Below are 22,852 nucleotides of genomic sequence, written 5' to 3'. Positions count from 1 at the left end.
ATGAATCAAGAAAAATTACAGCGATTAATTGGAGCGTATTTTTCTCAACCTGAGCGTCGGGTGACGCTTCCTGCAGGTGAAACACTACTTGAGCAAGGAGAAGATAATGATCGTTTGTATTATGTCTGCTCTGGTGAACTTGAAGGGTTTTATCAAGAAGAAAATAGCGAAGCGCAAGTCAAAGTATTCAGTGCAGGAGAAGGGGCATTCATTGGCGTTCACAGCTTTTTCTCTGAAACCTTAATTGCGTCGTCGACGGTCATTACTAAAACAGAAACTGAATTAGGGTGGATTGACTCTAAAACAACGGCCATTGATTTGGATAGATATGGTCCTTTAACGGCGCAATTTACTCCAATTATTGTTAATGAGCTTTCACGTCGCCAGCGACGAGCAATGCATGAATCTATAGAAAAAGAGAAAGCGTTACAAAAGTTATATACCGCAGAGCAAATGACAACGTTAGGGCAACTTGCCGCAGGTATTGCTCATGAGTTGAATAATGCTGTTGGGGTGTTGAGTAGTAAAACAGAAAGACTTCAAAGTATTATTTTAGAGCTACTTGAAGAGATTCATCCGGAAGCGAGCAGTTTTGTTGACCAAGGTTTAATGTTTGGACAAAACATCAGTTCAGCGGAGGTGAGAAAGCGTGGACGTGAGTTGGAAGTGACTTATGGTATAGAACGAGATACAGCAAGAGAACTCGCTCGTGCGGTTCCTGAAGGAGAGCTTTCAAAGTATTGGTTAAAAAGCCCAGAGCAAGCGGTGCGGTATTGGAATATAGGACGAGACCTTCACGATATGCGTCTTGCTGCAAGACACTCTGTTGGTATTGTTCGTTCAGTGAAACAACTAGGACGCACTGATATTGATACCGATGAAGTCTTAGACGTTAACGACAGCATAAATAAAGCTCTTGTGTTATTGCAAAGTGATTTACGACGAGTGTCGGTTCATTTAAGTCCTGCAGCAATGCCTATGGTAAGAGCATCGGCTACTGAACTCGTTCAAATTTGGGCAAACATAATTAAGAATGCCAGTGATGCTATGAAGCATACACAGGAGCCGGAAATTGAAATATCAACTCGGGTATCGAATCGATTTGTTTTGGTTACGATTGCTAATAATGGCCCAGAGATTGATGAAGCGACAAGAAGAAAAATTTTCAGACCAAACTTTACCACTAAAAAAGGTGGGCTTTCGTTTGGCTTAGGGCTTGGTTTGGCTATAGTTAAACGAATTATCAGTGGATATGGTGGTTCGATAGCGGTGAAAAGTAACCAAGAGAAAACCATTTTTAGAATTAAACTACCTGTCGAGGACAGTCATGGAAAAACTTAATCTGATTTGCGTGGACGACCAAAGAGAAGTTCTGAGTGCCGTTTTACAAGATTTGGCACCACTTAAAAGCTGGGTGAATATTGAAGAGTGCGAATCTGCGGATGAAGCATTAGATCTATTAGATGAATTAGATAGTGAAGGTGGTTACATCGCTCTTGTGATTTCTGATCACGTCATGCCGGGTAAAAATGGTGTTGAGTTATTAACGGATGTATCTCATGACTATCGTTTTTTGAGAACCAAAAAAGTACTGCTAACCGGCCAAGCGACTCATCAAGATACCATTACCGCGATTAATCGTGCACGTATTGAAAGTTATATTGAAAAACCGTGGAATGCGAGTGAATTGCTGGCACTAGCTACAAGGCTTATCACTGAATACATTTTTGATAAAGGATTGGAATATACGGATTATCAAGAACATTTAGATCAACAAGTCGTACTAGATAGATTACGATAGTTAGGTGAGTAAGTAATTTAAGCATCTCACTACAGTGAGTAGGAGATGCTTAAGTCAGTTAATTGGAAATGAGTTCATTACCCGATGTTTCGTCTTTTAAGAAAGCATCAATATTTCCTAGTGTTGTTGACGCAATATTGTCTAGTGCTTCTTCAGTTAGAAATGCTTGATGTCCCGTAAACAGTACGTTGTGGCAAGCAGATAAGCGACGGAAAACATCATCTTTAATAATGTCATTTGATTTGTCTTGGAAGAAAAGCTCTTTTTCGTGATCGTAAACATCCAAACCAAGTGAGCCAATTTTTCCTGCTTTTAATGCCTCAATTGCACTGGCTGAATTAAGTAACCCACCACGGCTTGTGTTAATAATCATTACCCCATCTTTCATTTTAAAAAATGAATCTGTATCTAGAAGATGGGTATTCTCAGGTGTTAATGGACAGTGCAAAGTGATTACATCTGATTGAGAAAATATTTCGTCAAGAGTTGTGTATTTCACTCCCATATCAATGGCGACTTGGCTTGGGTATGGGTCAAAGCACAATATATTCATTCCCAATCCTTTTAGAATACGCATGGTTGCTAGGCCAATTTTACCTGAGCCAATCACTCCAACTGTTTTACCGAAAAAGTTAAATCCAGTAAGGCCTTCAAGAGAAAAATTTGCATCACGAGTACGTTGATACGCCTTGTGGAAGCGACGGTTTAAACACATCATCATACCAACGGCATGCTCAGCAATGGCTTCTGGAGAATAGGCTGGAACACGAACCACTTCCATTCCTAACTTTTTAGCAGCTTCAAGATCCACACGATCGAACCCCGCACATCGCATAGCGATAAGTTTTGTTCCTTGCTTTGCTAGTATTTCTAATACTGGTGCAGATAAGTCGTCATTCACAAAAGCACAAACAACATCTGCTCCATTGGCAATAGGAGCTGTGCTTTCAGTTAACTGAAAATTGAAAAACTGACATTCAAACTGATAGTTTTGATTGATACTATTGAAAGATGTTTCATCATAAGATTTGGTGCTGAACATTGCGATTTTCATATAATATCCTTACAAATAAACAGGTTATATTTAATTTCACTGTTTCCACTCTACCATTTAGAGTTAAGAATTCTCAAGACAGAATGGGATAAAAAAGGTTTTTAATTAAACTTAATATAAAGATACGTATAAACGCTATAATTTGTTCAGTACTGGTTTTTATGAGAGTTTAGCGATTGCGTTCTAGTAATTGATAATGTTTATCATTTAGAATCAATAGAAAGATAATGCTTAAGAGGTTGATATTATGATGCAAAAAGTAACAGAGTGGCTTATGCGAGATCCTGATCCTAAAACTCGTGAAGAGCTTCAGTGTTTGGTTGATAGTCATAATACACAAGAACTAGAAGAGCGTTTTCATTCACGTTTACAATTTGGTACGGCTGGGCTACGAGGTAAAGTCGGCGCTGGGCCAAATAGAATGAATCGTTTAGTCATTCAAGAAACCGCAACTGGGTTGGGACATTACCTTATTGAGCAAGTTAAAGATGCCAAGCAGCGTGGTGTGGTGATTGGCTACGATGGTAGAAATGATTCAAAGCATTTTGCACATGATACCGCGAGTGTTTTAACCGCGCTTGGTATTAAGGTATTTTTAACATCAAAAGTGGCAGCAACACCGATCGTTGCTTTTGGTATTAAACATTTCAATGCGGCTGGTGCTGTGGTTGTTACAGCAAGTCATAACCCTCCAGAATACAATGGCTTTAAAGTGTACTGGGAAAATGGGGCGCAGATTATTCCGCCGCACGATTCTGGTATTGCACAAGTTATCGATATTGCTGCAACAAAATCGATTGAAATGATGTCGTTAGCAGAAGCTGAAGAAAAAGGGCAGCTGGTTTGGTTAAAAGATGATTACTACCAAACGTATCGAAATACGATGAACAGCAATAAATTGCTTTCTAATCATACCGATCCATCAAGTATTACTATCGCTTATACCGCGATGCATGGTGTCGGGGCTGATATGGCCGAAACGCTATTACGTGATGCTGGTTTTAACCATGTATTTAGTGTGGCAGAGCAAAGAGAACCTGATGGTAATTTCCCAACGGTAAACTTCCCAAACCCTGAGGAAGCTGGCGCAATGGACATGGTGGAAGCATTAGCGGCTTCTGTTAATGCTGATATTGCTTGTGCCAATGACCCTGATGCAGACCGATTTGCACTCGCTGCGAGACAACCTGATGGTGGTTATAAAATGCTAACTGGTGACCAAGTTGGTACTTTATTTGGACATTATTTATTAACGCATACAGAAGCAAGCGGAAAACTGGTCGGCAATACGATAGTTTCATCAACGTTACTTAAAAAAATTGCAGAGTCGATGGGAGCTGAATACTTCCAAACATTAACGGGTTTTAAGTGGTTAACGAATGTCGCTATGCAAAAAGAGACGAATGAAAAACAATTTTTATTCGCTTACGAAGAAGCGCTTGGTTATACCATTGGTAGTCAAGTTTGGGATAAAGATGGTTTATCTGCTTTAGTTGCCTTTGCACAATTAACGGCGGAATTGGCAACACAAGGTAAGTGTGTATGGGATCAATTAGAAAGCATTTATCGTCAGCACGGCATTCATATTAATGCACAACGAAGTATTGCTCTTAAGCCTGACTCTCCAGCAATAGGTGAACACTTGCGTGCAAATCCACCAACACACATTGCAGGTGTGAAGATAGGTGTTGTCGAAGATTTAAAAGCATCGTTACGTTACTTACCTGATGGGGCAACTGAATCGATCGATTTACCTGCGAGTGATGTACTTATTTATCATCTTGAGAATGGAGCTCGAATTATCGTGCGTCCATCAGGAACAGAGCCTAAGTTGAAGTGTTATTACGAAGTAGTGGCAGATATTTCTGAAGATGAGGATTATTTTGACAAACAAGTGCAAGCTCAAGCCGCGATGGATAATCTTATCGCTGAGCATCAAAAAAGCTTAACATTTTAACGTGATATGAAATAAAAACGGCGAGGATAGAACCTCGCCGTTTTTTTATGCGGTTACAAAAGAACTTAACATCCATACGGCTAGAATGATGAATATTCCGCCCATAAACTTATGTTGGTACGTTCTAAATTTAACGTTATTAAGTAATGATTTACCAAGAGTTCCAACCAATGCAACAAGCAGTAAATTAAACAGTAAACCAAGCACATTTAATAATAGGCCAAGAGCGAGCATCTGCTCTCCAGACGTTGCTGTAATGTTTGTTGAAACAAATTGAGGTAAAAACATTACAAAGAAAACAAGTGCTTTTGGGTTTAATAGATTACTTACTAATGCTCGTTGATAAAATGTGGTCGCCATTTTAGAACCATCAGTTAATTCAGGCGCTTTATCTGCTTCTGCTCGGATGCAATCCCATCCCATTTTTAGTAAGTACATACCACCAAGAAGATGTAATGCCTTTAATGCAAGAGGACTCATTGCGATAAGAGCTGATACACCAAGAGCCGCTAATAGCGTCAAAATAATACCTGACGTTGCATTCCCTAAGCTTGCAAATAATCCTACTTTTCGTCCATAGCTCATGCTTGAACTTGCAATAAGTAGCATATCTGGACCTGGAAGTAATAAGAGGGCAATAACAGCAGTCAAATAAACTGGAAGAATAGTAATATCAATCATTATTTTATTTTGAATTATAAATAAGAGGGCGGATTTTATAGTAGTGAAGAGGTAAGATCCATGATTAAAAAGTCGTCTGGTGATATAAAGGCGACATATTAAAAAATATAGATGTTATTGTTAATAGGATTGAAAAATAACAATGCGCAATTTTGTACAAAAGAAATGAGAGGGCTTACTATATACTATTAGTAAATAGGATAAATGTGTTTATGATGAATGATGGCTAATGAGAAAGTAAAAAAGGAAATAGCGCACTACCAAGTAGCAGAAGAGCTTGGGGGGCTTGAAATATTAAATGCTGATTATGAAAAGCAGACTTTCTCACGTCACAGTCATGAAGGATATACGATTGGAGTGATTGAACGTGGTGCGCAAAATTTTTATCGCACTGGGGGGAATCACACAGCACCGCAAGACAGTATTATCTTAGTTAATGCTGATGATATACACAGTGGGCATTCTGCAACGGATGGTGGTTGGGGATATAAAGCGATGTATCCACTGCCTGAACAATTAGAAAACATTAGTAAAGAGCTAAGCCGTGGGCAGTTTGGTGCCCCATATTTTGCAGAACCAGTAGTTTATGATCCAGAGCTAGCGAACCAACTTAGATTAGTATTTACCATGTTAGAGCAGTCAGATAACCGTTTATTAAGGGAAACCTTAGTCTATGGTGTTTTGGTTAAACTTATGTGTAAACATAGCTGTACACGCTACATTGAGACTGCAATATCTAAAGCTCAAAGGTCTCTTTATTTAGTGAAAGAGTTTTTAGACGATTTTCCTCAAGCTGACGTGTCATTAGATGATTTATCACGCTTAAGTGAATTGAGTCCTTATCATCTAGTTAGATCATTTCAAAAAGCGTTTGGTCTTCCTCCCCATAGTTATCAAATTCAATCTCGCTTGCGAATGGCCAGAAAGCTTCTTAAACAAGGGCATAGCTTATCTGATACGGCACAGGAAGCAGGCTTTCACGATCAAAGTCATTTGCATCGCCATTTTAAAAAAGCGATGGGTATAACCCCTGGACAATACCTCAAATTATTTTAGCAAGTTTGTACAATCTTAAGTAAAGGAATGCAGCTCTAATATAGGCTGAATTGATTTAATAAAGAGTAGGTTATGAATATAAATACCGACATACAGCCTTGTTCCAATTCTCGTCTTTTTTGGCAAGGGACATTAGCTATGATCCCATTGTGTATTGCAGTATTACCATGGGGATTATTAGCAGGTTCATTTGCGGTTGATGTTGGTCTTACTCCTTTTGAAGGTCAGGCACTTTCTGCGATTTTATTTGCAGGTTCAGCACAGTTAGTCGCAATGGGGATGATTAAAACAGGCGCAGGATTAGCGACTATGCTACTGACTACGTTTTTTATTACCTCGCGTCATTTTTTATATAGTGTATCGATGAGAGATAAAATTAGTCCTTTACCGCTTCGTTGGCGCTTAACTCTTGGTTTTTTATTAACCGATGAATTGTTTGCTGTATGTGGACACCAATCAAAGAAACAATTTAATCGTTGGTACGCATTAGGTGCAGGATTCAGTTTTTATTTCTTTTGGAATGCAGCAACCTTAGCCGGAATTGTTGCGGGTAGTTATATTCCCTCATTGAATGAGTTCGGGCTAGAGTTTGCGGTAGCGGCGACTTTTATTGCCATTGTTGTACCTACTATTAAAAATAGCCCAGTATTGGTATCAGTTATTAGTGCTTTACTCTTATCTGTCACACTGACGTATTTTTCAGTTGGAGGCAGTTTAATGATAGCGAGTATTGGCGGTATGGTTGCAGGGTATTTAACAGAGACATTAAGAGGGAAAAGAGGATGATTTTTATATCAATTTTGGCAATGACGGCATTGGTGTTTTTAAGTCGTTACTTGTTTTTAGAACCCAAATTACCTCTTAGATTAAACGCTCAAACTCAGAGATTATTAAGTTATTCAAGCCCTGCAGTTTTAACCGCGATTTGGGCTCCGATTGTATTTATGCCTGACAATGAATTATCGCTTTCTGGGTCGAACCCATATTTGTGGGCGGCATTAATTGCAGCATTTATTGCATGGAAAACAAAGAATGTATTACTGACAACGATTATCAGCATGATCGTATTCTTAGTGCTTAACTTATGGGTATTTTCAGCATAGGGTTAAAAAGTGGGAGGCTATTATCTTGCAACCCACTCAGCTTCAATCAGTGTCTTACCATCTAATTTTAATCGAGCAAGAAAGATATCCCCCATATGTATTTCGCCAACACCTTGTGGGGTGCCTGTCATAACGACATCACCATCACATAATTGGGTATAACTTTTTAAATCATTTAAAATCGTTTCAGGAGAATAAATCATTTGGCTTACGTTGCCACATTGAACTCGCATACTATTAATAAATAATTCGATTTGGAGTGCATCGATATTAAGGTTATCAATAGGTATAAAACGGCTGAAGATAGCAGAACCATTAAATGCTTTTGCTCGCTCCCAAGGTAATCCTTTACTTTTCAGTTCAGCTTGTAAGTCACGTTTGGTTAAATCGAGCCCAATGGCCACTGCATTTAATTGTTCATCTTTAATTAGGAAACAAATCTCAGCTTCATAATGCAAACGCTCTTGATGAAATGAAGATAACGTTGAGGTAATGCATGAATTAGGTTTATTAAATACCACCATTTGATCGGGAATCGAATTATTAAGTTCATTAATATGATCAATATAATTACGACCGATACACAGCAACTTAGTTGGGGTGATCAGCTGTTCTCCAAAACGAATGGTATTCATTGCTTTTCCTTAGCACAAAAATAATTCGAAATTGTATCGTGAAATTATTTCAATTACGTTTAATTTTATCAGTATTTATTAAAAATTCGACATTTAGCTAAAAATTAGAAAATACTGTCATGCAACGGTCATTATCATTTAAATAATAAAAATAACTGAAGTAAAGTCACGAATCGTTATTTTATGTTGTCTTATTAGTGATAATAAATTAAATTTCCCTGTTATATTCCGATCAGTCGGTTACCGGCTAAATCTAATAATAAGTAAATAAGGGAATTTTATGAAACTAAATAGTCTGTGCATTGCTGTTATGCTTGCGACTTCTGCCTATGTAAATGCAGCTGAAATATATAACCAAGAGCAAAGCTACCAAGCTGGTAGCCAAGTATCATTTAATGGGGATATATATGAAGCTAAATGGTGGGCAAACCCGGGTCAAAGTCCTGCAGATGTTGCTGCAAACCCATGGGATACACCTTGGGAGCTTATCTCAGAAGGAGATGGTGTAACGCCTCCGCCACCGGTTGTTGATCCTGAAGAGCCTGAGGTTGAATTACCTGAAGGAGATTATCCTCAATATAAAGAGGGTGAAAAATACAAAGGTGGTGAGGTTGTTCAAAACGAAAATCAATTATACCGTTGTAAAACAGGTGTAACGGCTTCTTGGTGTTCAGGTGCGGCTTGGGCATATGCTCCGGGAACAGGTACTGCATGGGTAGATGCTTGGGAAAAAATTACCGAAGATGATCTTGTTCCACCAGTTGACCCAGAAATTCCACCCGTTGATCCTGAAGTTCCTCCTACGGGCGGAGACTATAAAGTAAATCAATCAACACTGGATGCTAAAGAAGCAGAATTAACAAATTTTGATGTAATGAATGATGTAAAAGCATCCATTGCAACATTAGATAATGAAGCCGTTGAACGTATTATTCCTGGTGCAGAATCAAACCCTGAAAACGTAAAACGTATTGAACAAATTGTTTCTGAAAATACATGGAACTTCTTATTCCCTAAACGTGCTCCTGAATACACATACCGTCATTTCTTACAGGCAACAGGAAAATTCCCTGCATTCTGTGGTACTTATGAAGATGGTCGTGATTCTGATGCTATTTGTAAGAAGTCACTGGCAACCATGTTTGCTCACTTTACTCAAGAGACCGGTGGACACACTGCTCATTGGGAAGTGCCTGAGTGGCGTCAAGGCTTAGTCCATGTTCGTGAGATGGGTTGGACTGAAGAAATGCGTGGTGGCTATAACGGTGAATGTAATCCTGACGTATGGCAGGGGCAAACATGGCCATGTGGTACGTTTGATAACGGCGAATTTAAGTCATATTTTGGCCGTGGAGCGAAGCAGTTAAGTTATAACTACAACTACGGACCATTTTCTGATGCGATGTTTGGTACCGTTCGAACTTTGTTAGATAACCCAGAAATGGTGGCAGATACGTGGTTAAATCTGTCTTCAGCGGTCTTTTTCTTTGTTTATCCGCAACCACCAAAACCAAGCATGTTGCATGTTATTGATGGAACATGGCAACCAAACCAAGCAGATTTAAATAATGGCCTAGTTCCTGGGTTTGGTGTAACGACTCAGATCATTAATGGTGGTGTTGAGTGTGGTGGTAGTGTTGAAGTAGCACAATCGTTAAATCGTATTAAATATTACAAAGAAATGGCAAATTACCTAGGTGTGCCAATTGAAGATACCGAAATACTTGGTTGTAAAGGCATGAAGCAGTTTGATGCTGCAGGCGCTGGAGCAGTTAATATTTACTGGGAGCAAGATTGGGGATGGTCAAGTGAAACGCCAGATGGTAAAGCTTACGCATGTCAGTTAGTAGGCTATCAAACACCTCATTCGGCATTTAAGTTCCGCGATTATACTAAATGTGTAGAAGCGAACTTCCCGAATATTGAAGTAATTAATGATGTAGATTAATTATTTAAATAAAGATAAACACCTTCCAGATGGTTTGGAAGGTGTTTTTTATTTTTGCAATATAAATAACCATTTTTATATTGTGGTTATTGAGAGAGTAGTCACTTAAATAAGATGGAGAGTTTGTAATATCGTTGTTTTATCAATCGTTTTGGATTAAAGCAATGAATGTAGTAGAACGTTTCTTAGGTTACACAAAGATTAATACGACAACAAACCAAGCTAATGGGGCGGCAGGCATTATGCCTTCAAGTGAAGGGCAATATGAATTGGCTTGTCTGGTTAAAAAAGAATTAGAAGCGCTAGGTTGTACAGATATTCTTCTTCGTGATACCGCTATTCTTACGGCAACTCTGCCATCTAATACCGAAAAAAAATTACCAACCGTTGCTTTCTTTGGGCACCTTGATACCAGCTCTGAACGTACAGAAGACACTCATGCAGAAGTGGTTCATTATGAAGGTGGCGATATTCCTCTCGCAACAGGACCTGTTTTATCTTTAGCTGAATATCCAGAACTAACTAATTATATTGGTCAAGACATCATTGTAAGTGACGGTCAATCATTATTAGGCGCAGATGATAAAGCAGCCATTGCCGCTATCTTAAATGCGTTACAGTTTTTCAAAGATAACCCAAATGTTGAACATGGTACGGTTAAGGTTGGTTTTGTTCCTGATGAAGAACAAGGTCTTTTAGGGGCGAATGCTTTTGATGTTGACGGTTTTGGAGCTGATTTTGCTTACACTTTGGATTGCTGCGGTATTGGTGAGTTTGTATGTGAAAACTGGAATGCAGGTAATGCGGTAGTTACGTTTACAGGACAATCTGCGCATCCGATGAACTCTAAAGGTAATTTGATTAACTCTTTGCTACTGGCTAATTCATTCATGTCACGTTTCCCTGAGAAAGAAACTCCTGAGCATACTGAGGGGAGGGAAGGCTATTACTGGATGAAGAAGTTGGCAGGAAATTCAGCCAAAACAGTGCTTAATATGGATATCCGTGATTTCACAGAATCGGGATATATGTACCGTAAAGCTTTTATTGTTGAACAAGTTCGAATGTTCAATGAAGAAAATAATAACCGTGCAACTCTTGAATTAAGTGATCGTTACAGTAATGTTCATAACTTCTTAAAAGGCTCTATGCTACCAGTTGATCTTGCAATGGAAGCATATAAGGAAAATGACATTGAACCTAAAGTTATACCGATGCGCGGCGGGTATGATGGGGCTGTTTTGTCTGAAAAAGGCTTACCATGTCCTAATATTTTTACCGGCGCACATAACTTTCACTCTATATTTGAATACCTTCCTGTTCCATCTTTAATTGCTGCAAGTAATGTCGTGAAAACGATCATTATTAACTTAACGAAACATGAAGAGGTGTAGTCATGGCTTCGTTATTACTTGTTCTTATCGTTGTTGTTATTGCGGCAAGGATGATTTTAAAGGGGTATAAAGCTGAACCTACTTTATTAATGTCAGGGATGATATTGATTTTTGCAACTGGGATTTTTGGTTGGGGACCAATGCTGCCTGCTTCGGTTACATCGACTAATTTTTCAGGATTCGAGCCGTTTAAATACATACAATTTTTAATGGGATATCGAGCGGGAGCGCTGGGGTTAATGATTATGGCTTTGGTCGGTTTTGCTGATTATATGAGTCATATTGGAGCTAACGATGTTGTCGTTCGTTTAGCCACTAAGCCACTAAGTCGTATTCAAAATAAAAATATTATGTTGTTTTTTGCTTACTGTATGGCAAGTATTTTACAACTGGCAATTCCTTCTGCTACTGGGCTTGGTGTGTTATTGATGGGAACACTTTATCCAGTGATGTTGGGATTAGGCATATCTCGTGGCAGTGCTGCGGCGGTTATTGCTAGTTCATTAGCCGTAAGTTTTACCCCAACAGGTGTCGATGCAATACGTGCAAGTGAAGCTTTAGGTATGGACTTGATGAGTTATGTTTCTCATTATCAAGCTCCAACTTCGGTAGCAACTATGGTGGTTATCGGCATCATGCATGTTATTTGGCAGACACAGGTTGATAAAAAGCATCCTGAACAGTTCGAACAAGCATCAATTGAACAGACACAAAAGGAAGAAGTGTTAGCACCTAGCTATTATGTCATTTTACCTTTGCTTCCCATTATTATGGCTGTTGTGTTTTCTAAATTAGTCATTTCAACGATCAATATGGATGTGACGACGATTGTATTTGTTTCAATGTTTGTTGCCATGCTGTGTGAATGCATAACGAAAAGAAGTTTAAAAACGGTTTTTGATGGTTTCAATGTGTTCTCAAAAGGAATGGGGAGTGCATTTAGCAGTGTGGTTGTATTATTAGTTGCTGCTGGTGTTTTTGCTTATGGAATTCAAGCGACAGGAGCGATTACCAACCTAATCATGATGGCTAAATCAGTGGGTTTACCAAGTGTAGCGATGACGTTTGTTTTTGCTGTAGTGACGTTAATGGCTGCGGTAATCATGGGGTCGGGGAATGCGCCATTCTTGGCGTTTGTTGAATTAATTCCTACTATAGCTTCCAGTATGGGAGCCAACGCAGCGGCAATGCTAATGCCAATGCAACAAGCCTCAGCAATAGGTCGAGCAATGTCGCCAGTTTCTGCTGTTGTTATTGCTTCAGCTACGGGGGCTAAGTTAAGTCCATTTGAAGTTGCAAAGCGAACATCAGTCCCTGTTTTAGTCGGTTTTGTGTTCCATTTTGTTATTGTTTACGCTTTTTATAGCTAAATAGTTAATCAAATAAGTACTGTCATTATAAAAGCCACACTACCTAAAATTCCCAAAATAGGTATGTGTGGCTTTATTATTTTGTTAGATTAACGGATGATCATTTGCTCACGCTCAGGACCAACAGATACCATGCTTACAGGCACTCCCATTAATTCTTCAATACGTAATACATACGCTTGAGCCGCTTTTGGTAGGCTTTCAAAAGTACGACAACCTGTAATGTCTTCTTCCCATGCTTCCATTTTTTCGTATACAGGACTTAGTGCTGATGTTTGAGGCCAAATAGGGTTCTCAGTATGTTCACCAGCATAAGATGTACAGATTCTAAGATCCGCCATGCCACTTAAGCAGTCGATTTTTGTTAATGCGATTTCAGTTGCTGCTTGCAGTTCAACACCGTTGCGTGTTGCTACTGCATCAAAGTAACCCATGTCACGTGGACGACCTGTTACTGCACCATATTCGTTAGCTGCTTCACGGAAGTTATCTTGCTCTTCCATTGCTGTAACTAATGTACCTGTACCAACTGAAGAACTGAATGATTTCGCAACAGCAACAACACGTTCAGGGCGTAATGCAGGTAAACCACTACCGATACCAGCGTAAGCCGCTGTAACATTTGAAGATGTTGTCCATGGGTATTCACCGTAAACTAAATCACGGCCTGCACCTAGTTGTGCTTCAAACAATAAATTTGCATCGTTTTTCTGCATCACTTTTAGCGGTTCAGTCACATTACAAATAAATTCACGCCAAGGTGCTGTTACTTCTAATAGCCATTCTGTCATTTCTTCAGCGGTTTGGCTGAAATCACAAGTCGGGTAAAGCGCTTTAAGTTGTGGCATTTTCCAATCAAGCATGAATTTAATACGTTCAAGAAGTACATCAGGTTGTTTTAGCCAACCAACAAGAATGCCTTTTTTCATAACACGGTCGCCGTATGCAGGAGCAATCCCCTGACGAGTTGAACCGTAAGCGCCATCACCTAAACGTAATTCTTCTAATGTATCTTCAAGTGCATGGATTGGAAGGCAAAGTGTTGCACGATCAGAAATGTGCATTTTAACTTCGATGCCTGCGGCTTTTACTTCAGCAATTTCTTCACTTAATGCAGCTGGACTAATAACCATGCCAGGGCCAAGAACCGCTGTACAGTTTGGGTTAAAAATACCGCTTGGAAGTTGGTGTAGTTTAAAGGTACCAAAGTCATTTACCACTGTATGACCGGCGTTATTACCACCTTGAAAACGAATACTTGCAGCCGCTTCAGCAGCAAGAAAATCAACGATGCGGCCTTTACCTTCATCGCCCCAATTAGCACCAACAACAACAATAGACGGCATAACACAAACTCCTTAATGATTAAGACACCATCCTAATATCAGATTTGTAATATGAGAAATTAATTATAATTATCGACTTGATAAGAAATCCATATATCATATTGAGTGAAATATATTCAAAAAGAGAGTATGAGCATGTTAGATCTTCATTGGCTGAAAACCTTCGTGACATTGGCTGAATTAAAACATTTTGGTAAAACAGCGGCAGCGTTACATATGACTCAGCCCAATGTTAGCTTGCATATTAAACAGTTAGAGTCGGCAACTCGCGTTAAATTGATAGAGCGAAATCCTTTTCATTTAACGGAAGCAGGTAATCGTTTATTAATGACGAGTCAAAATACGTTAATGGAGTTGCAAGTATGCCAAGCGGATTTGAATGCGATTAATGATTTGAGTCGAGGAACGTTAACCATAGCAGCAAGCGATATTATCTCGCGTTTATTATTGATAGGGCCATTTCAATTATTTAAGCAAGAATTTCCAGGAATTGATTTCTCATTGCTTAATACCACATCTTCACAGGCATCTGAGTTAGTAAAAAGTGCAGAGGCTGATTTGGGTTTTGTTATTGCTCAAAAAGAGAGCCAACCTCTGCATTTTACCGAATTGCAGCAAATAAAGTGGTGTGCATTAGGTAATCACCTTGAAGAGTGGCAACAAGCACATTTGGATCCTACAATTGTTTTGGATGAAGAACCCACTTTGATTTTGTTAGGGCACGACACTAGAACGAGAGACTTGTTAGACTTGGCATTACCTTCGTTGAAATTACCTAAATATCGAATCATGGAAGTAGGTAGTGTCGATGCTCAAATTGACTGGGCTGAAGCAGGGTTTGGTGTAGCGATTGTGCCTGAGTTTTCTATTCATCCAAAGCGAGATCTTAAAACAAAAGTAACGCCGTTACCTGAATTTCCAACAACAAGTTTAGGTTATATAGTTCGTCAAAATCAGATTTTATCTAAGGCAATTAAACAATTATTAAAGTGGGTGGACGACGAGATTATTCGCTCTCAAAAGTAGACATTATTTGTCTTTTTACATTGAATTTAAACTGTCTGGTTTGTCAGAAATAGTGTGGCATTTATGATACTAATTATCATTTTAAAGACAGTTATGCTCTAAAAAAGGCGGTGAAAGAACGTTGACAATGGTCATTAAAGGGTCTAGAAATGTAACTAAATATTAATGAGTAACTAATTGACAGTATTGTAAATTGCTCATTAATTAAGGCCGAATTTAGTTAATTCGACAGTTTGTATTCTTATTGTATGTTCAATTCAATGGAGCTAAAACGTATGCCTCTTCATTCCAAAAACGCAGTCAGAGATGATCTCCTTGATGATATTTATTCATCAGCTGACCTTTCGTTATCCATGCCAAAATATAAAATGCCTGAACAAGAACATGACCCACGTCATGCCTACCAAGTCATTCATGATGAGCTCATGATGGATGGTAATTCTCGACAGAACTTAGCAACGTTTTGCCAAACTTGGGTTGAAGATGAAGTCCATAAATTAATGGATGAATGTATCGATAAAAATATGATCGATAAAGATGAATATCCTCAAACTGCTGAATTAGAAGCTCGCTGTGTGCATATGCTAGCGGATTTATGGAATTCGCCAGACGCAGAAAATACACTGGGTTGTTCAACTACGGGTTCAAGTGAAGCCGCAATGCTTGGTGGTATGGCATTAAAATGGGCTTGGCGAGAAAAAATGAAAAAACTTGGCAAACCAACAGATAAGCCAAATATGATCTGTGGCCCTGTTCAAGTGTGCTGGCACAAATTTGCACGTTACTGGGATATTGAGTTACGTGAGATCCCAATGGAAGGCGACCGTTTGATTATGACGCCTGAAGAAGTGATTAAACGTTGTGATGAAAATACCATTGGTGTTGTTCCAACACTTGGTGTGACCTTTACTTGTCAATATGAACCCGTCAAAGCGGTACATGAAGCTCTTGATAAGTTACAAGAAGAGACGGGTTTAGATATTCCAATGCACATTGATGCGGCGAGTGGTGGTTTCCTAGCTCCATTCTGTGATCCTGATTTAGAATGGGACTTCCGTCTTCCTCGAGTTAAATCGATTAATGCCTCAGGCCATAAATTTGGTTTGAGTCCATTGGGTGTGGGTTGGGTAATATGGCGTGATGCGTCAGCCTTGCATGAAGATCTGATTTTTAATGTGAACTACTTAGGTGGCAATATGCCGACCTTTGCATTGAACTTCTCTCGTCCCGGAGGCCAAATTGTAGCGCAATACTACAATTTCCTACGTTTAGGTAAAGAAGGCTATCGTAAAATCCATCAAGCGTGTTACGACACTGCTGTCTATTTGTCATCTGAAATTGAAAAACTGGGTATGTTTGAGATTATCTATGATGGTAAAGGTGGCATTCCAGCAATGAGTTGGTCGTTGAAGGAAGGCGTCGAACCTGGTTTTAATTTGTTTGACCTATCGGATCGAATTCGTTCTCGTGGTTGGCAAATTGCGGCTTATGCAATGCCACCAAAACGCGAAGATTTAGTCATTATGCGTATTTTAGTACGTCATGGATTCAGTCGAGATCAAGCTGATTTATTGGTTGCGGACTTAAAACATTGCGTTGAGTTTTTTGCAAAACACCCGATCTCTCATAGCAGTGATAGCCATGAATCTTCAGGCTTTAATCACAGCTAATTTCTTACATTAATTCACGTTGTTTTTAGATCCTCTATTTAATAAATGGAGGATCTTTCTTTCCTAAAATATGGGAAATAATTATGAATATCGGTCAAATAGGTCGTCCATTTAATTGGATTCGCTCCAAAGGTTGGATTCAATTATTTACTTTGTTGTTTATTGCTTTATTCAGCCGATTAGCTTTGGCTGAAACTATCGAAAACCAAGCTGCTCATGATATGACTGGTGTTTTTGGTTTTCTATTCTCTTACATTGCTCACAATCCTTTTGTTTTTCTTTTCTTAAGTATCGCCATTGGCTATCCCTTAGGAAAAGTCACAATTAAAGGCGTTAATTTAGGCTCAACAGCAGGCACTCTAGTGGTTGGTGTCGCTATTGCCTTACTTGCGTTTTCTATTTATGGCTTACATATTAATGCGCCGGGATTAGTCTCAGACATATTCTTGATGATGTTCATGTATGCAATTGGTATGAAAGTGGGACCTCAATTCTTCTCTGGTTTGGCACGAGGTGGTTTAGATTTTGTTGTTATTGGACTTATTGTCGTTTTCAGTAATTTTCTTATCGTCTTCTTTGGTTCAAAATTATTAGATTTAGCACCGGGTTATGCTGCGGGGATCATTTCAGGAAGTTATACAGTAACTGCTGTTATGGGAGTGGCTCAATCTGCGATTAATTCAGGAGCCGTTAAAGCCCCAGCAGGTATGACACTTGATCAGATAAGTGCCAATATCGCCGCAGGTTATGCGATCAGTTATATTTTATCTAGTGTATTTATTATCCTACTTATTAAATATCTGCCAGCTATGTTTGGTGTTGATCCGGTTAAAGCTGGTAAAGACGCCGAAGCTGAATTTGGTGCCGGTGGGGACACCGAGGCGTTACCAAGTACCAATGGTTTCTCGAATTTAGGTGTGCTTCCTTTGGATATTCGAGCCTATCGTGTTGATCACCAAGAGTTGGTTGGTCAAAAGGTGGAAACGTTATTTCATCGTTACCCTCATGCTGCCATTCTTAAAGTCGTTCGTGGTGACGATGTCTTTGAAGCCTCTGATAATCCAACACTTCAACTTGGTGATGTTATTGGTATTCGTGGCGACTATCATGTTTTGATCGAAGGAGGAGAATCAACGGTTGGTGTTGAGATCGATGAACCAAGAGCACGTAATGTTGATATCGAAGTGGCGGATATTCATTTAGGTAAATCTGAATATACGGGTAAAACAATAGAAGAAATTAGCAAAGAAGTCGGTTTTGGTATTTATATGAAGGCCTTATTTAGACAAGGGCATCAACTTCCTATTTTACCTCAAACTGTCGTTGAAATTGGTGATGTCATTCGTGTTGCTGGATCAGACTGGTGTGTTAAACAAGCGGGTAAGAAACTGAACAGTAACCCAATTGTGGAGAGTACATTAACAGAGACCTTTTATTTGGCGCTTTCTCTATTGATTGGCTACGTATGTGGCCACTTTAGCGTTACGCTAGGAGGGATCCCATTTGCTTTAGGTACATCAGCAGGTTGTATGTTAACAGGGATCATATTCTCATTCTTACGTACTCGTAATCCTGCTTTTGGTGGACCTATGAGTGAAGGGGCTCGTAGCTTCTTACAAGATATCGGTTTGAGTCTTTTTGTTGCGGTATTGGCCGCGACCGTGGGCCCTAAGATATTAGCGTCTTTCCAAGGTATTGTTGTGATTAAGATTGCAGGTTTGGGGTTAGTTGCAGCTCTACTTCCACCATTATTGGCGTGGATTTATGGTTTATACGTTAGAAAAATGAACCCTGCAATTTTGGCTGGTGCATGTGCAGGTGGACGTAATAGCACACCTGCAATGAAAGGCGCTCAAGATGAATGCCAAAGCGATATGCCTGCAGTAGGCTACCCTGTTCCTTATGCATTAACATCAATGATTGTTCTTGTACTCGGTTATTTAGCGATGGTGCTGTATTAATTTAGCTTAATTATTTATCCCAGTAGGGCTCGTTACCAAAATATTCACTTAAAAAGTCGATTAACATTCGAACTTTTCGAGGCAGGTAGCGGGTCTCTGGATAAACGGCATAAGCCTTGATAGAGTTAAAGCGATAATCGGTCATTATTGGTATTAGGGAACCATTTGCTAACTCTTCCCAAACAATAAATTTGGGTGTGAATAATACACCATGCCCAGATACCGCCATTGTTTTTAGAAAGTCCCCATTATTTGCGATGCAAAAGCTTTCCATCGGAACGGTCATTGTTTTGTTTTTGTTATCTATTAATTCAACACCTGACAGCGGTTGCTGACTGTATCTTAATAATTTATGAGACTTTAGATCACTAGGTGTTGTGATATGACCATGTTTCGCTAGGTAATCTGGGCTTACACATAATACATGATGGATAGGGGCGAGTGGTTTTGCTCGCAAAGTAGAATTACTCAAAGAGCCAATTCGAATCGCTAAATCAACGCTATCTTCAACCAAATCTATTTTTTTATCTGAAAAATCGATATCTAATTTTAAATCTGGATGTAACTTTGCAAAATTGTCGAGGGCAGGGACGAGGTGCTTGAGTCCAAAAGTTAATGGAACAGCTAGCTTTAATACACCATTTAATTTGCTGTTAGTTGATGATATATGACAATGTAAATCGTCCACTTCATCTAAAATTAATTTACATTTATTCAAATAAACTTGGCCTGCTTCAGTCAAACTTGATGTTCGGGTTGTTCGATTAAGTAGTTTCACTCCGAGTTGTTGCTCTAACTCACTAAGACGTTTACTGATGGCTGATTTGGCAAGATTAAGACGTTCTGCTGCTCTGGTAATACTGCCAGTTTCAACGACTGTTATAAAAATTCGCATGCTTTCTAATTGTCCCATAACCATCCCCTTACCTAGTTATTGTTCTCTAAATGAGAACAGTGTTTCCTCAGTATTGCTATTTATTAACATTTCTTCAATGACTATTCTTTATATCAAGCGATGAGACATGAATGATTTATGTCTAATTTAATGTATGAAAAGGAAAAATCATGGACAAATTACAACAACTGGCAGCACCAACAGGGCGTTTCTTTTTATCTCTAATATTTGTTACATCGGGCTTAAGTAAAATTGCACAATATGAAGGGACGCAAGGTTATATGGAAGCGATGGGCGTACCCGGAGCGTTACTACCATTGGTTATTTTAACCGAAGTTGTTGGTGGTTTAGCGGTGATGTTAGGTTGGAAAACGAGATATGCAGCCTTTGCATTGGCAGGTTTTAGTGCATTATCTGCGTTACTTTTTCATGCTGATTTTTCTAATCAATCAGAAATGACCAGCTTTATGAAAAATATTGCCTTAGCGGGTGGTTTCTTAATGATATTTTCGCAAGGTGCGGGATCGTATGCGCTAGATAACCTTAAGAAAAGCGAGTCATAGGAGGTTTATATGTCTGAAGTAATGCAAAAAAACAGAACCGTTTTGCAAACCATTTCTGGAGTCGAAACATCAGATGGTGATGGTGTAAAACTCACACGAATTATTGGTACACAAGAGTTAGACGTGCTGGATCCTTTTTTATTGCTGGATTGTTTTGAAAGTCACGATGCTTCAGATTATCTCGGCGGTTTTCCAACGCATCCACACCGAGGGTTTGAAACTGTCAGCTATCTATTAAATGGTAAAATGCGTCATAAAGACAGTGCTGGGCATGAAGGCGTAGTTGAATCTGGTGGTGTGCAATGGATGACTGCTGGGAAAGGGGTGCTGCATTCAGAAATGCCCGAACAGGAAGAAGGCTTACTTAAGGGATTTCAATTGTGGGTGAATTTACCAAAAGCATCAAAAATGATTGAACCTGCTTATCAAGAGTTCCCACCAGAAACGACACCTTTAGAAAAGCGGGATAATGGTACTGAGATACGAGTTATTGCCGGTACGACAAATTTAGGTACTAAAGGTCCGGTGAATAATACTCATGTTTATCCTACGTATATGGATATCAATATGCCTAGAGGGCAAATGCTAGAACAAAGTCTACCGTTTGAGCACAATGCTTTTATTTATGTTATTGAAGGTAATGTGGGTATTAAGAGTGATGATAATCAAGTTCAAACTGTTGACATGCGGACACTCGCAGTACTTGGTAAAGGTCAGAAAGTTTCACTTGTTGCTGATGACTCTTCAGCTCGATTTTTACTTGTTGCAGGTAAGCCATTAAATGAACCTATTGCTCGAGGTGGTCCGTTTGTAATGAATACTCGTGCAGAAGTATTACAAGCATTTGATGATTTTAACCAAGGTCGGTTTCATTAAAATTGAAAAGCCATATTAAGATACACTCTACTACGGCTTTATTTTTTTCTTCGTTTTTTTAGGTCTTTTCTTGTTAAGAACTTTATTTAATAGTTGTATTTGTTTTTCAGAGAGAGGGTATTTATCCATCATTTGATTTTGAGCACTTAATAGCATTGTTTTTTCCCAAGGCTTAAATATATCAAACTCAAGTAGGATTGCGTCATTGATTTTTATGAAAAGCTCATAATCGTTCATAAGGCTCCTTATTGTTGAGAAGAACCATAACATAAGAAATGTATAGATGAACGTTTTATAGCAACCTAAATGAATAACGGCTCATTTTGTTGATAAAAAGCCTTCTAGTTTTAGTAACCAGAAGGCTATTATTTAAATAATTATTTTCTATTTCACTTCTTTAAAGTTTGCTTCAATTTTCATCAGCTACATTTTAACCGGGTGGAGAAATAGGGCTTGTTGTAGCGAGTAAAAACCGCAGGACTCCTTTAATTAAATGGTTAAAGGAGTGTACACAAGAAGCAGCAGCTGAGATTAAGTAATTTATTAAAACTTATAATTTAAGCCAGTAGAAATAATGTATTCAGAGTTATCGTAGAAAGTGATATTTGATTGTTCTGCACCATATCCAGCAAAAGCTACGAGCGACCAATCTTTCCAATCCATGATATTTTTGTATTCATAAGCAGCAAACAAACTGAGTTTATTATTTTCACGTGTTTTATTATAAATCGGATTTGTCGATTCATATTGACGCTGAGCATAACCGACAGTTAATACAATTTGATGTCTTTGCATTAATTTAAATACGCTGAGTTCTACACCATATTGGTCGTATGAATTTGCTTTGCCATCGGCAGAAGAGGATTGATAAATAATGGATGGCATAACAAGCATGGTTCTGCTTAGTGGTTGTCTATATTGTCCTTTTAAATAAATCGTATTAGCGTCGCGTTTGAGTTCATCGATAACCGTGTCGGTATCGACTTCCTTTGTTGCAAAGGCACTATCAAGGCTAAAGTTTGAACCTGCAATGTTCTTTAATTGAAAACGAAATGCATTGCCTGATTCATCTGTTTTTGTTCTAGATTGATTGACTAAATATGGGTTTTCCCACGTCTCACTTGACATAATAGTTGGAAGAATTGCGATATCCATGATCATTCTAGATTCAAATTGATATCTGTATCCTACCTCTAACACAACAATACCCGTTGCTACATCCTGACGGCTTGTACCTGTATATACTTGCTGATTTAGTGCATCACCAAAGGTGTAAGTGATGCTTCCAAGTGGGAAAGCAAGAAAACTATCTTCAGATGTTGGTTTCTGATTGCTAGACGAAATGGTATCACTACCTTCAGTATTGAAGTTAGAGGTCGATGAAGCAAAACCCGCGGTAATTGCTATTTCACCACTGACGCCTTCTTGATCTGCAAGTTGAGCCATTGCTGGAGATGCTGTTACACATAACATAAGTGATAACTTACGTAAATTCATGAATGGTCAATCCTAATGT

General features: G+C 38.9%; 21 protein-coding genes. 14 read left to right on the top strand and 7 right to left on the bottom strand.

Annotation, left to right across the window (positions count from 1 at the left end):
• Positions 1–1,341 carry an ATP-binding protein gene (locus HC728_RS00510; protein ID WP_011261686.1) on the top strand — a complete coding sequence of 447 codons (1,341 nt, stop codon included), beginning with the start codon at positions 1–3 and terminating at the stop codon, positions 1,339–1,341.
• The gene (locus HC728_RS00505; protein ID WP_017018218.1) at positions 1,328–1,801 is read left to right on the top strand and encodes a response regulator; all 474 of its coding nucleotides are present in this window, start codon (positions 1,328–1,330) and stop codon (positions 1,799–1,801) included. Before HC728_RS00510 ends, HC728_RS00505 begins: the two co-directional genes overlap by 14 nt.
• Positions 1,802–1,859: 58 nt before the next feature.
• Here HC728_RS00505 and HC728_RS00500 read toward each other — a convergent pair whose 3' ends face one another.
• Entirely contained in the window at positions 1,860–2,855 is a 996-nt protein-coding gene (locus tag HC728_RS00500; protein ID WP_190394985.1) for a 2-hydroxyacid dehydrogenase, read from the bottom strand.
• A gap of 247 nt (positions 2,856–3,102) precedes the next feature.
• On the opposite strand from HC728_RS00500, the gene HC728_RS00495 reads away from it, so the two are divergent.
• Positions 3,103–4,812, top strand: coding sequence for a phospho-sugar mutase (locus HC728_RS00495; RefSeq protein ID WP_017018217.1), 1,710 nt, complete (start codon positions 3,103–3,105; stop codon positions 4,810–4,812).
• 45 nt (positions 4,813–4,857) lie between these two features.
• Here the strand turns inward: HC728_RS00495 and HC728_RS00490 are convergent, their stop codons facing one another.
• Complete coding sequence (locus tag HC728_RS00490; RefSeq protein ID WP_065621156.1) at positions 4,858–5,493, bottom strand: LysE family translocator; 636 nt, start codon at positions 5,491–5,493, stop codon at positions 4,858–4,860.
• Between the two features lie 222 nt (positions 5,494–5,715).
• Between HC728_RS00490 and HC728_RS00485 the strand changes: the two genes are divergently transcribed.
• From HC728_RS00485 to HC728_RS00475, 3 genes are all read left to right on the top strand, one after another.
• On the top strand, positions 5,716–6,549 hold the full coding sequence (locus HC728_RS00485) for an AraC family transcriptional regulator (RefSeq protein WP_175349822.1): 834 nt from the start codon (positions 5,716–5,718) through the stop codon (positions 6,547–6,549).
• 72 nt (positions 6,550–6,621) lie between these two features.
• On the top strand, positions 6,622–7,335 hold the full coding sequence (locus HC728_RS00480) for an AzlC family ABC transporter permease (protein ID WP_065621159.1): 714 nt from the start codon (positions 6,622–6,624) through the stop codon (positions 7,333–7,335).
• The gene (locus tag HC728_RS00475; RefSeq protein WP_065621161.1) at positions 7,332–7,652 is read left to right on the top strand and encodes an AzlD domain-containing protein; all 321 of its coding nucleotides are present in this window, start codon (positions 7,332–7,334) and stop codon (positions 7,650–7,652) included. The genes HC728_RS00480 and HC728_RS00475 overlap by 4 nt, the downstream gene beginning before the upstream one ends.
• 20 nt (positions 7,653–7,672) lie before the next feature.
• Here HC728_RS00475 and HC728_RS00470 read toward each other — a convergent pair whose 3' ends face one another.
• Positions 7,673–8,287: a fumarylacetoacetate hydrolase family protein gene (locus HC728_RS00470; RefSeq protein WP_065621163.1), complete on the bottom strand. Its 615-nt coding sequence runs from the start codon at positions 8,285–8,287 to the stop codon at positions 7,673–7,675.
• A 280-nt stretch (positions 8,288–8,567) separates the two neighbouring features.
• On the opposite strand from HC728_RS00470, the gene HC728_RS00465 reads away from it, so the two are divergent.
• The 3 genes from HC728_RS00465 (at position 8,568) to dcuC (ending at position 12,999) form a co-directional block, all read left to right on the top strand.
• Positions 8,568–10,235 (top strand): glycoside hydrolase family 19 protein, encoded by a 1,668-nt coding sequence (locus HC728_RS00465; protein ID WP_190394984.1) that lies wholly within the window; start codon positions 8,568–8,570, stop codon positions 10,233–10,235.
• Positions 10,236–10,399: 164 nt separating this feature from the next.
• Positions 10,400–11,629, top strand: coding sequence for a peptidase T (gene pepT, locus HC728_RS00460; RefSeq protein WP_065621167.1), 1,230 nt, complete (start codon positions 10,400–10,402; stop codon positions 11,627–11,629).
• A gap of 2 nt (positions 11,630–11,631) precedes the next feature.
• On the top strand, positions 11,632–12,999 hold the full coding sequence (gene dcuC, locus HC728_RS00455; protein WP_065621169.1) for a C4-dicarboxylate transporter DcuC: 1,368 nt from the start codon (positions 11,632–11,634) through the stop codon (positions 12,997–12,999).
• Between the two features lie 89 nt (positions 13,000–13,088).
• On the opposite strand, the gene HC728_RS00450 is transcribed toward dcuC, so the two are convergent.
• Positions 13,089–14,345, bottom strand: a complete 1,257-nt coding sequence (locus HC728_RS00450) for an adenylosuccinate synthetase (protein WP_017018212.1) — start codon at positions 14,343–14,345, stop codon at positions 13,089–13,091.
• Between the two features lie 135 nt (positions 14,346–14,480).
• Here HC728_RS00450 and HC728_RS00445 point away from each other — a divergent pair, with 135 nt between their 5' ends.
• From HC728_RS00445 to HC728_RS00435, 3 genes are all read left to right on the top strand, one after another.
• Entirely contained in the window at positions 14,481–15,371 is an 891-nt protein-coding gene (locus HC728_RS00445) for a LysR family transcriptional regulator (RefSeq protein WP_017018211.1), read from the top strand.
• A gap of 275 nt (positions 15,372–15,646) precedes the next feature.
• Positions 15,647–17,041: a glutamate decarboxylase gene (locus HC728_RS00440; protein ID WP_017018210.1), complete on the top strand. Its 1,395-nt coding sequence runs from the start codon at positions 15,647–15,649 to the stop codon at positions 17,039–17,041.
• Between the two features lie 83 nt (positions 17,042–17,124).
• Positions 17,125–19,002, top strand: coding sequence for an aspartate:alanine exchanger family transporter (locus tag HC728_RS00435; RefSeq protein WP_190394983.1), 1,878 nt, complete (start codon positions 17,125–17,127; stop codon positions 19,000–19,002).
• Positions 19,003–19,012: 10 nt separating this feature from the next.
• On the opposite strand, the gene HC728_RS00430 is transcribed toward HC728_RS00435, so the two are convergent.
• Positions 19,013–19,915 (bottom strand): LysR family transcriptional regulator, encoded by a 903-nt coding sequence (locus HC728_RS00430; protein ID WP_190394982.1) that lies wholly within the window; start codon positions 19,913–19,915, stop codon positions 19,013–19,015.
• Between the two features lie 152 nt (positions 19,916–20,067).
• Here HC728_RS00430 and HC728_RS00425 point away from each other — a divergent pair, with 152 nt between their 5' ends.
• Together HC728_RS00425 and HC728_RS00420 are read left to right on the top strand one after the other, a co-directional pair.
• Positions 20,068–20,460 (top strand): DoxX family protein, encoded by a 393-nt coding sequence (locus HC728_RS00425; protein ID WP_017018207.1) that lies wholly within the window; start codon positions 20,068–20,070, stop codon positions 20,458–20,460.
• A 9-nt stretch (positions 20,461–20,469) separates the two neighbouring features.
• On the top strand, positions 20,470–21,336 hold the full coding sequence (locus HC728_RS00420; RefSeq protein ID WP_065621171.1) for a pirin family protein: 867 nt from the start codon (positions 20,470–20,472) through the stop codon (positions 21,334–21,336).
• A gap of 30 nt (positions 21,337–21,366) precedes the next feature.
• Here the strand turns inward: HC728_RS00420 and HC728_RS00415 are convergent, their stop codons facing one another.
• Together HC728_RS00415 and HC728_RS00410 are read right to left on the bottom strand one after the other, a co-directional pair.
• Positions 21,367–21,573 (bottom strand): hypothetical protein, encoded by a 207-nt coding sequence (locus HC728_RS00415; RefSeq protein WP_017018205.1) that lies wholly within the window; start codon positions 21,571–21,573, stop codon positions 21,367–21,369.
• A gap of 306 nt (positions 21,574–21,879) precedes the next feature.
• On the bottom strand, positions 21,880–22,833 hold the full coding sequence (locus HC728_RS00410) for a DUF2860 domain-containing protein (RefSeq protein WP_190394981.1): 954 nt from the start codon (positions 22,831–22,833) through the stop codon (positions 21,880–21,882).
• Between the last annotated feature and the right edge of the window lie 19 nt (positions 22,834–22,852).

Origin of the sequence: Aliivibrio sp. S10_S31 (assembly GCF_014694495.1) — a bacterium.
In the GTDB taxonomy this organism is placed as follows: Bacteria; Pseudomonadota; Gammaproteobacteria; order Enterobacterales; family Vibrionaceae; genus Aliivibrio; species Aliivibrio fischeri.
Note: the sequence above shows the minus strand (reverse complement) of the source record. Positions and strands in the feature narration are given on the sequence as shown.

Coding starts and splice junctions, on each gene's coding strand:
- HC728_RS00510 (WP_011261686.1), top strand. CDS start 1: ATGAATCAAGAAAAATTACAGCGATTAATTGGAGCGTATTTTTCTCAA.
- HC728_RS00505 (WP_017018218.1), top strand. CDS start 1,328: ATGGAAAAACTTAATCTGATTTGCGTGGACGACCAAAGAGAAGTTCTG.
- HC728_RS00500 (WP_190394985.1), bottom strand. CDS start 2,855: ATGAAAATCGCAATGTTCAGCACCAAATCTTATGATGAAACATCTTTC.
- HC728_RS00495 (WP_017018217.1), top strand. CDS start 3,103: ATGATGCAAAAAGTAACAGAGTGGCTTATGCGAGATCCTGATCCTAAA.
- HC728_RS00490 (WP_065621156.1), bottom strand. CDS start 5,493: ATGATTGATATTACTATTCTTCCAGTTTATTTGACTGCTGTTATTGCC.
- HC728_RS00485 (WP_175349822.1), top strand. CDS start 5,716: ATGGCTAATGAGAAAGTAAAAAAGGAAATAGCGCACTACCAAGTAGCA.
- HC728_RS00480 (WP_065621159.1), top strand. CDS start 6,622: ATGAATATAAATACCGACATACAGCCTTGTTCCAATTCTCGTCTTTTT.
- HC728_RS00475 (WP_065621161.1), top strand. CDS start 7,332: ATGATTTTTATATCAATTTTGGCAATGACGGCATTGGTGTTTTTAAGT.
- HC728_RS00470 (WP_065621163.1), bottom strand. CDS start 8,287: ATGAATACCATTCGTTTTGGAGAACAGCTGATCACCCCAACTAAGTTG.
- HC728_RS00465 (WP_190394984.1), top strand. CDS start 8,568: ATGAAACTAAATAGTCTGTGCATTGCTGTTATGCTTGCGACTTCTGCC.
- pepT (WP_065621167.1), top strand. CDS start 10,400: ATGAATGTAGTAGAACGTTTCTTAGGTTACACAAAGATTAATACGACA.
- dcuC (WP_065621169.1), top strand. CDS start 11,632: ATGGCTTCGTTATTACTTGTTCTTATCGTTGTTGTTATTGCGGCAAGG.
- HC728_RS00450 (WP_017018212.1), bottom strand. CDS start 14,345: ATGCCGTCTATTGTTGTTGTTGGTGCTAATTGGGGCGATGAAGGTAAA.
- HC728_RS00445 (WP_017018211.1), top strand. CDS start 14,481: ATGTTAGATCTTCATTGGCTGAAAACCTTCGTGACATTGGCTGAATTA.
- HC728_RS00440 (WP_017018210.1), top strand. CDS start 15,647: ATGCCTCTTCATTCCAAAAACGCAGTCAGAGATGATCTCCTTGATGAT.
- HC728_RS00435 (WP_190394983.1), top strand. CDS start 17,125: ATGAATATCGGTCAAATAGGTCGTCCATTTAATTGGATTCGCTCCAAA.
- HC728_RS00430 (WP_190394982.1), bottom strand. CDS start 19,915: ATGGGACAATTAGAAAGCATGCGAATTTTTATAACAGTCGTTGAAACT.
- HC728_RS00425 (WP_017018207.1), top strand. CDS start 20,068: ATGGACAAATTACAACAACTGGCAGCACCAACAGGGCGTTTCTTTTTA.
- HC728_RS00420 (WP_065621171.1), top strand. CDS start 20,470: ATGTCTGAAGTAATGCAAAAAAACAGAACCGTTTTGCAAACCATTTCT.
- HC728_RS00415 (WP_017018205.1), bottom strand. CDS start 21,573: ATGAACGATTATGAGCTTTTCATAAAAATCAATGACGCAATCCTACTT.
- HC728_RS00410 (WP_190394981.1), bottom strand. CDS start 22,833: ATGAATTTACGTAAGTTATCACTTATGTTATGTGTAACAGCATCTCCA.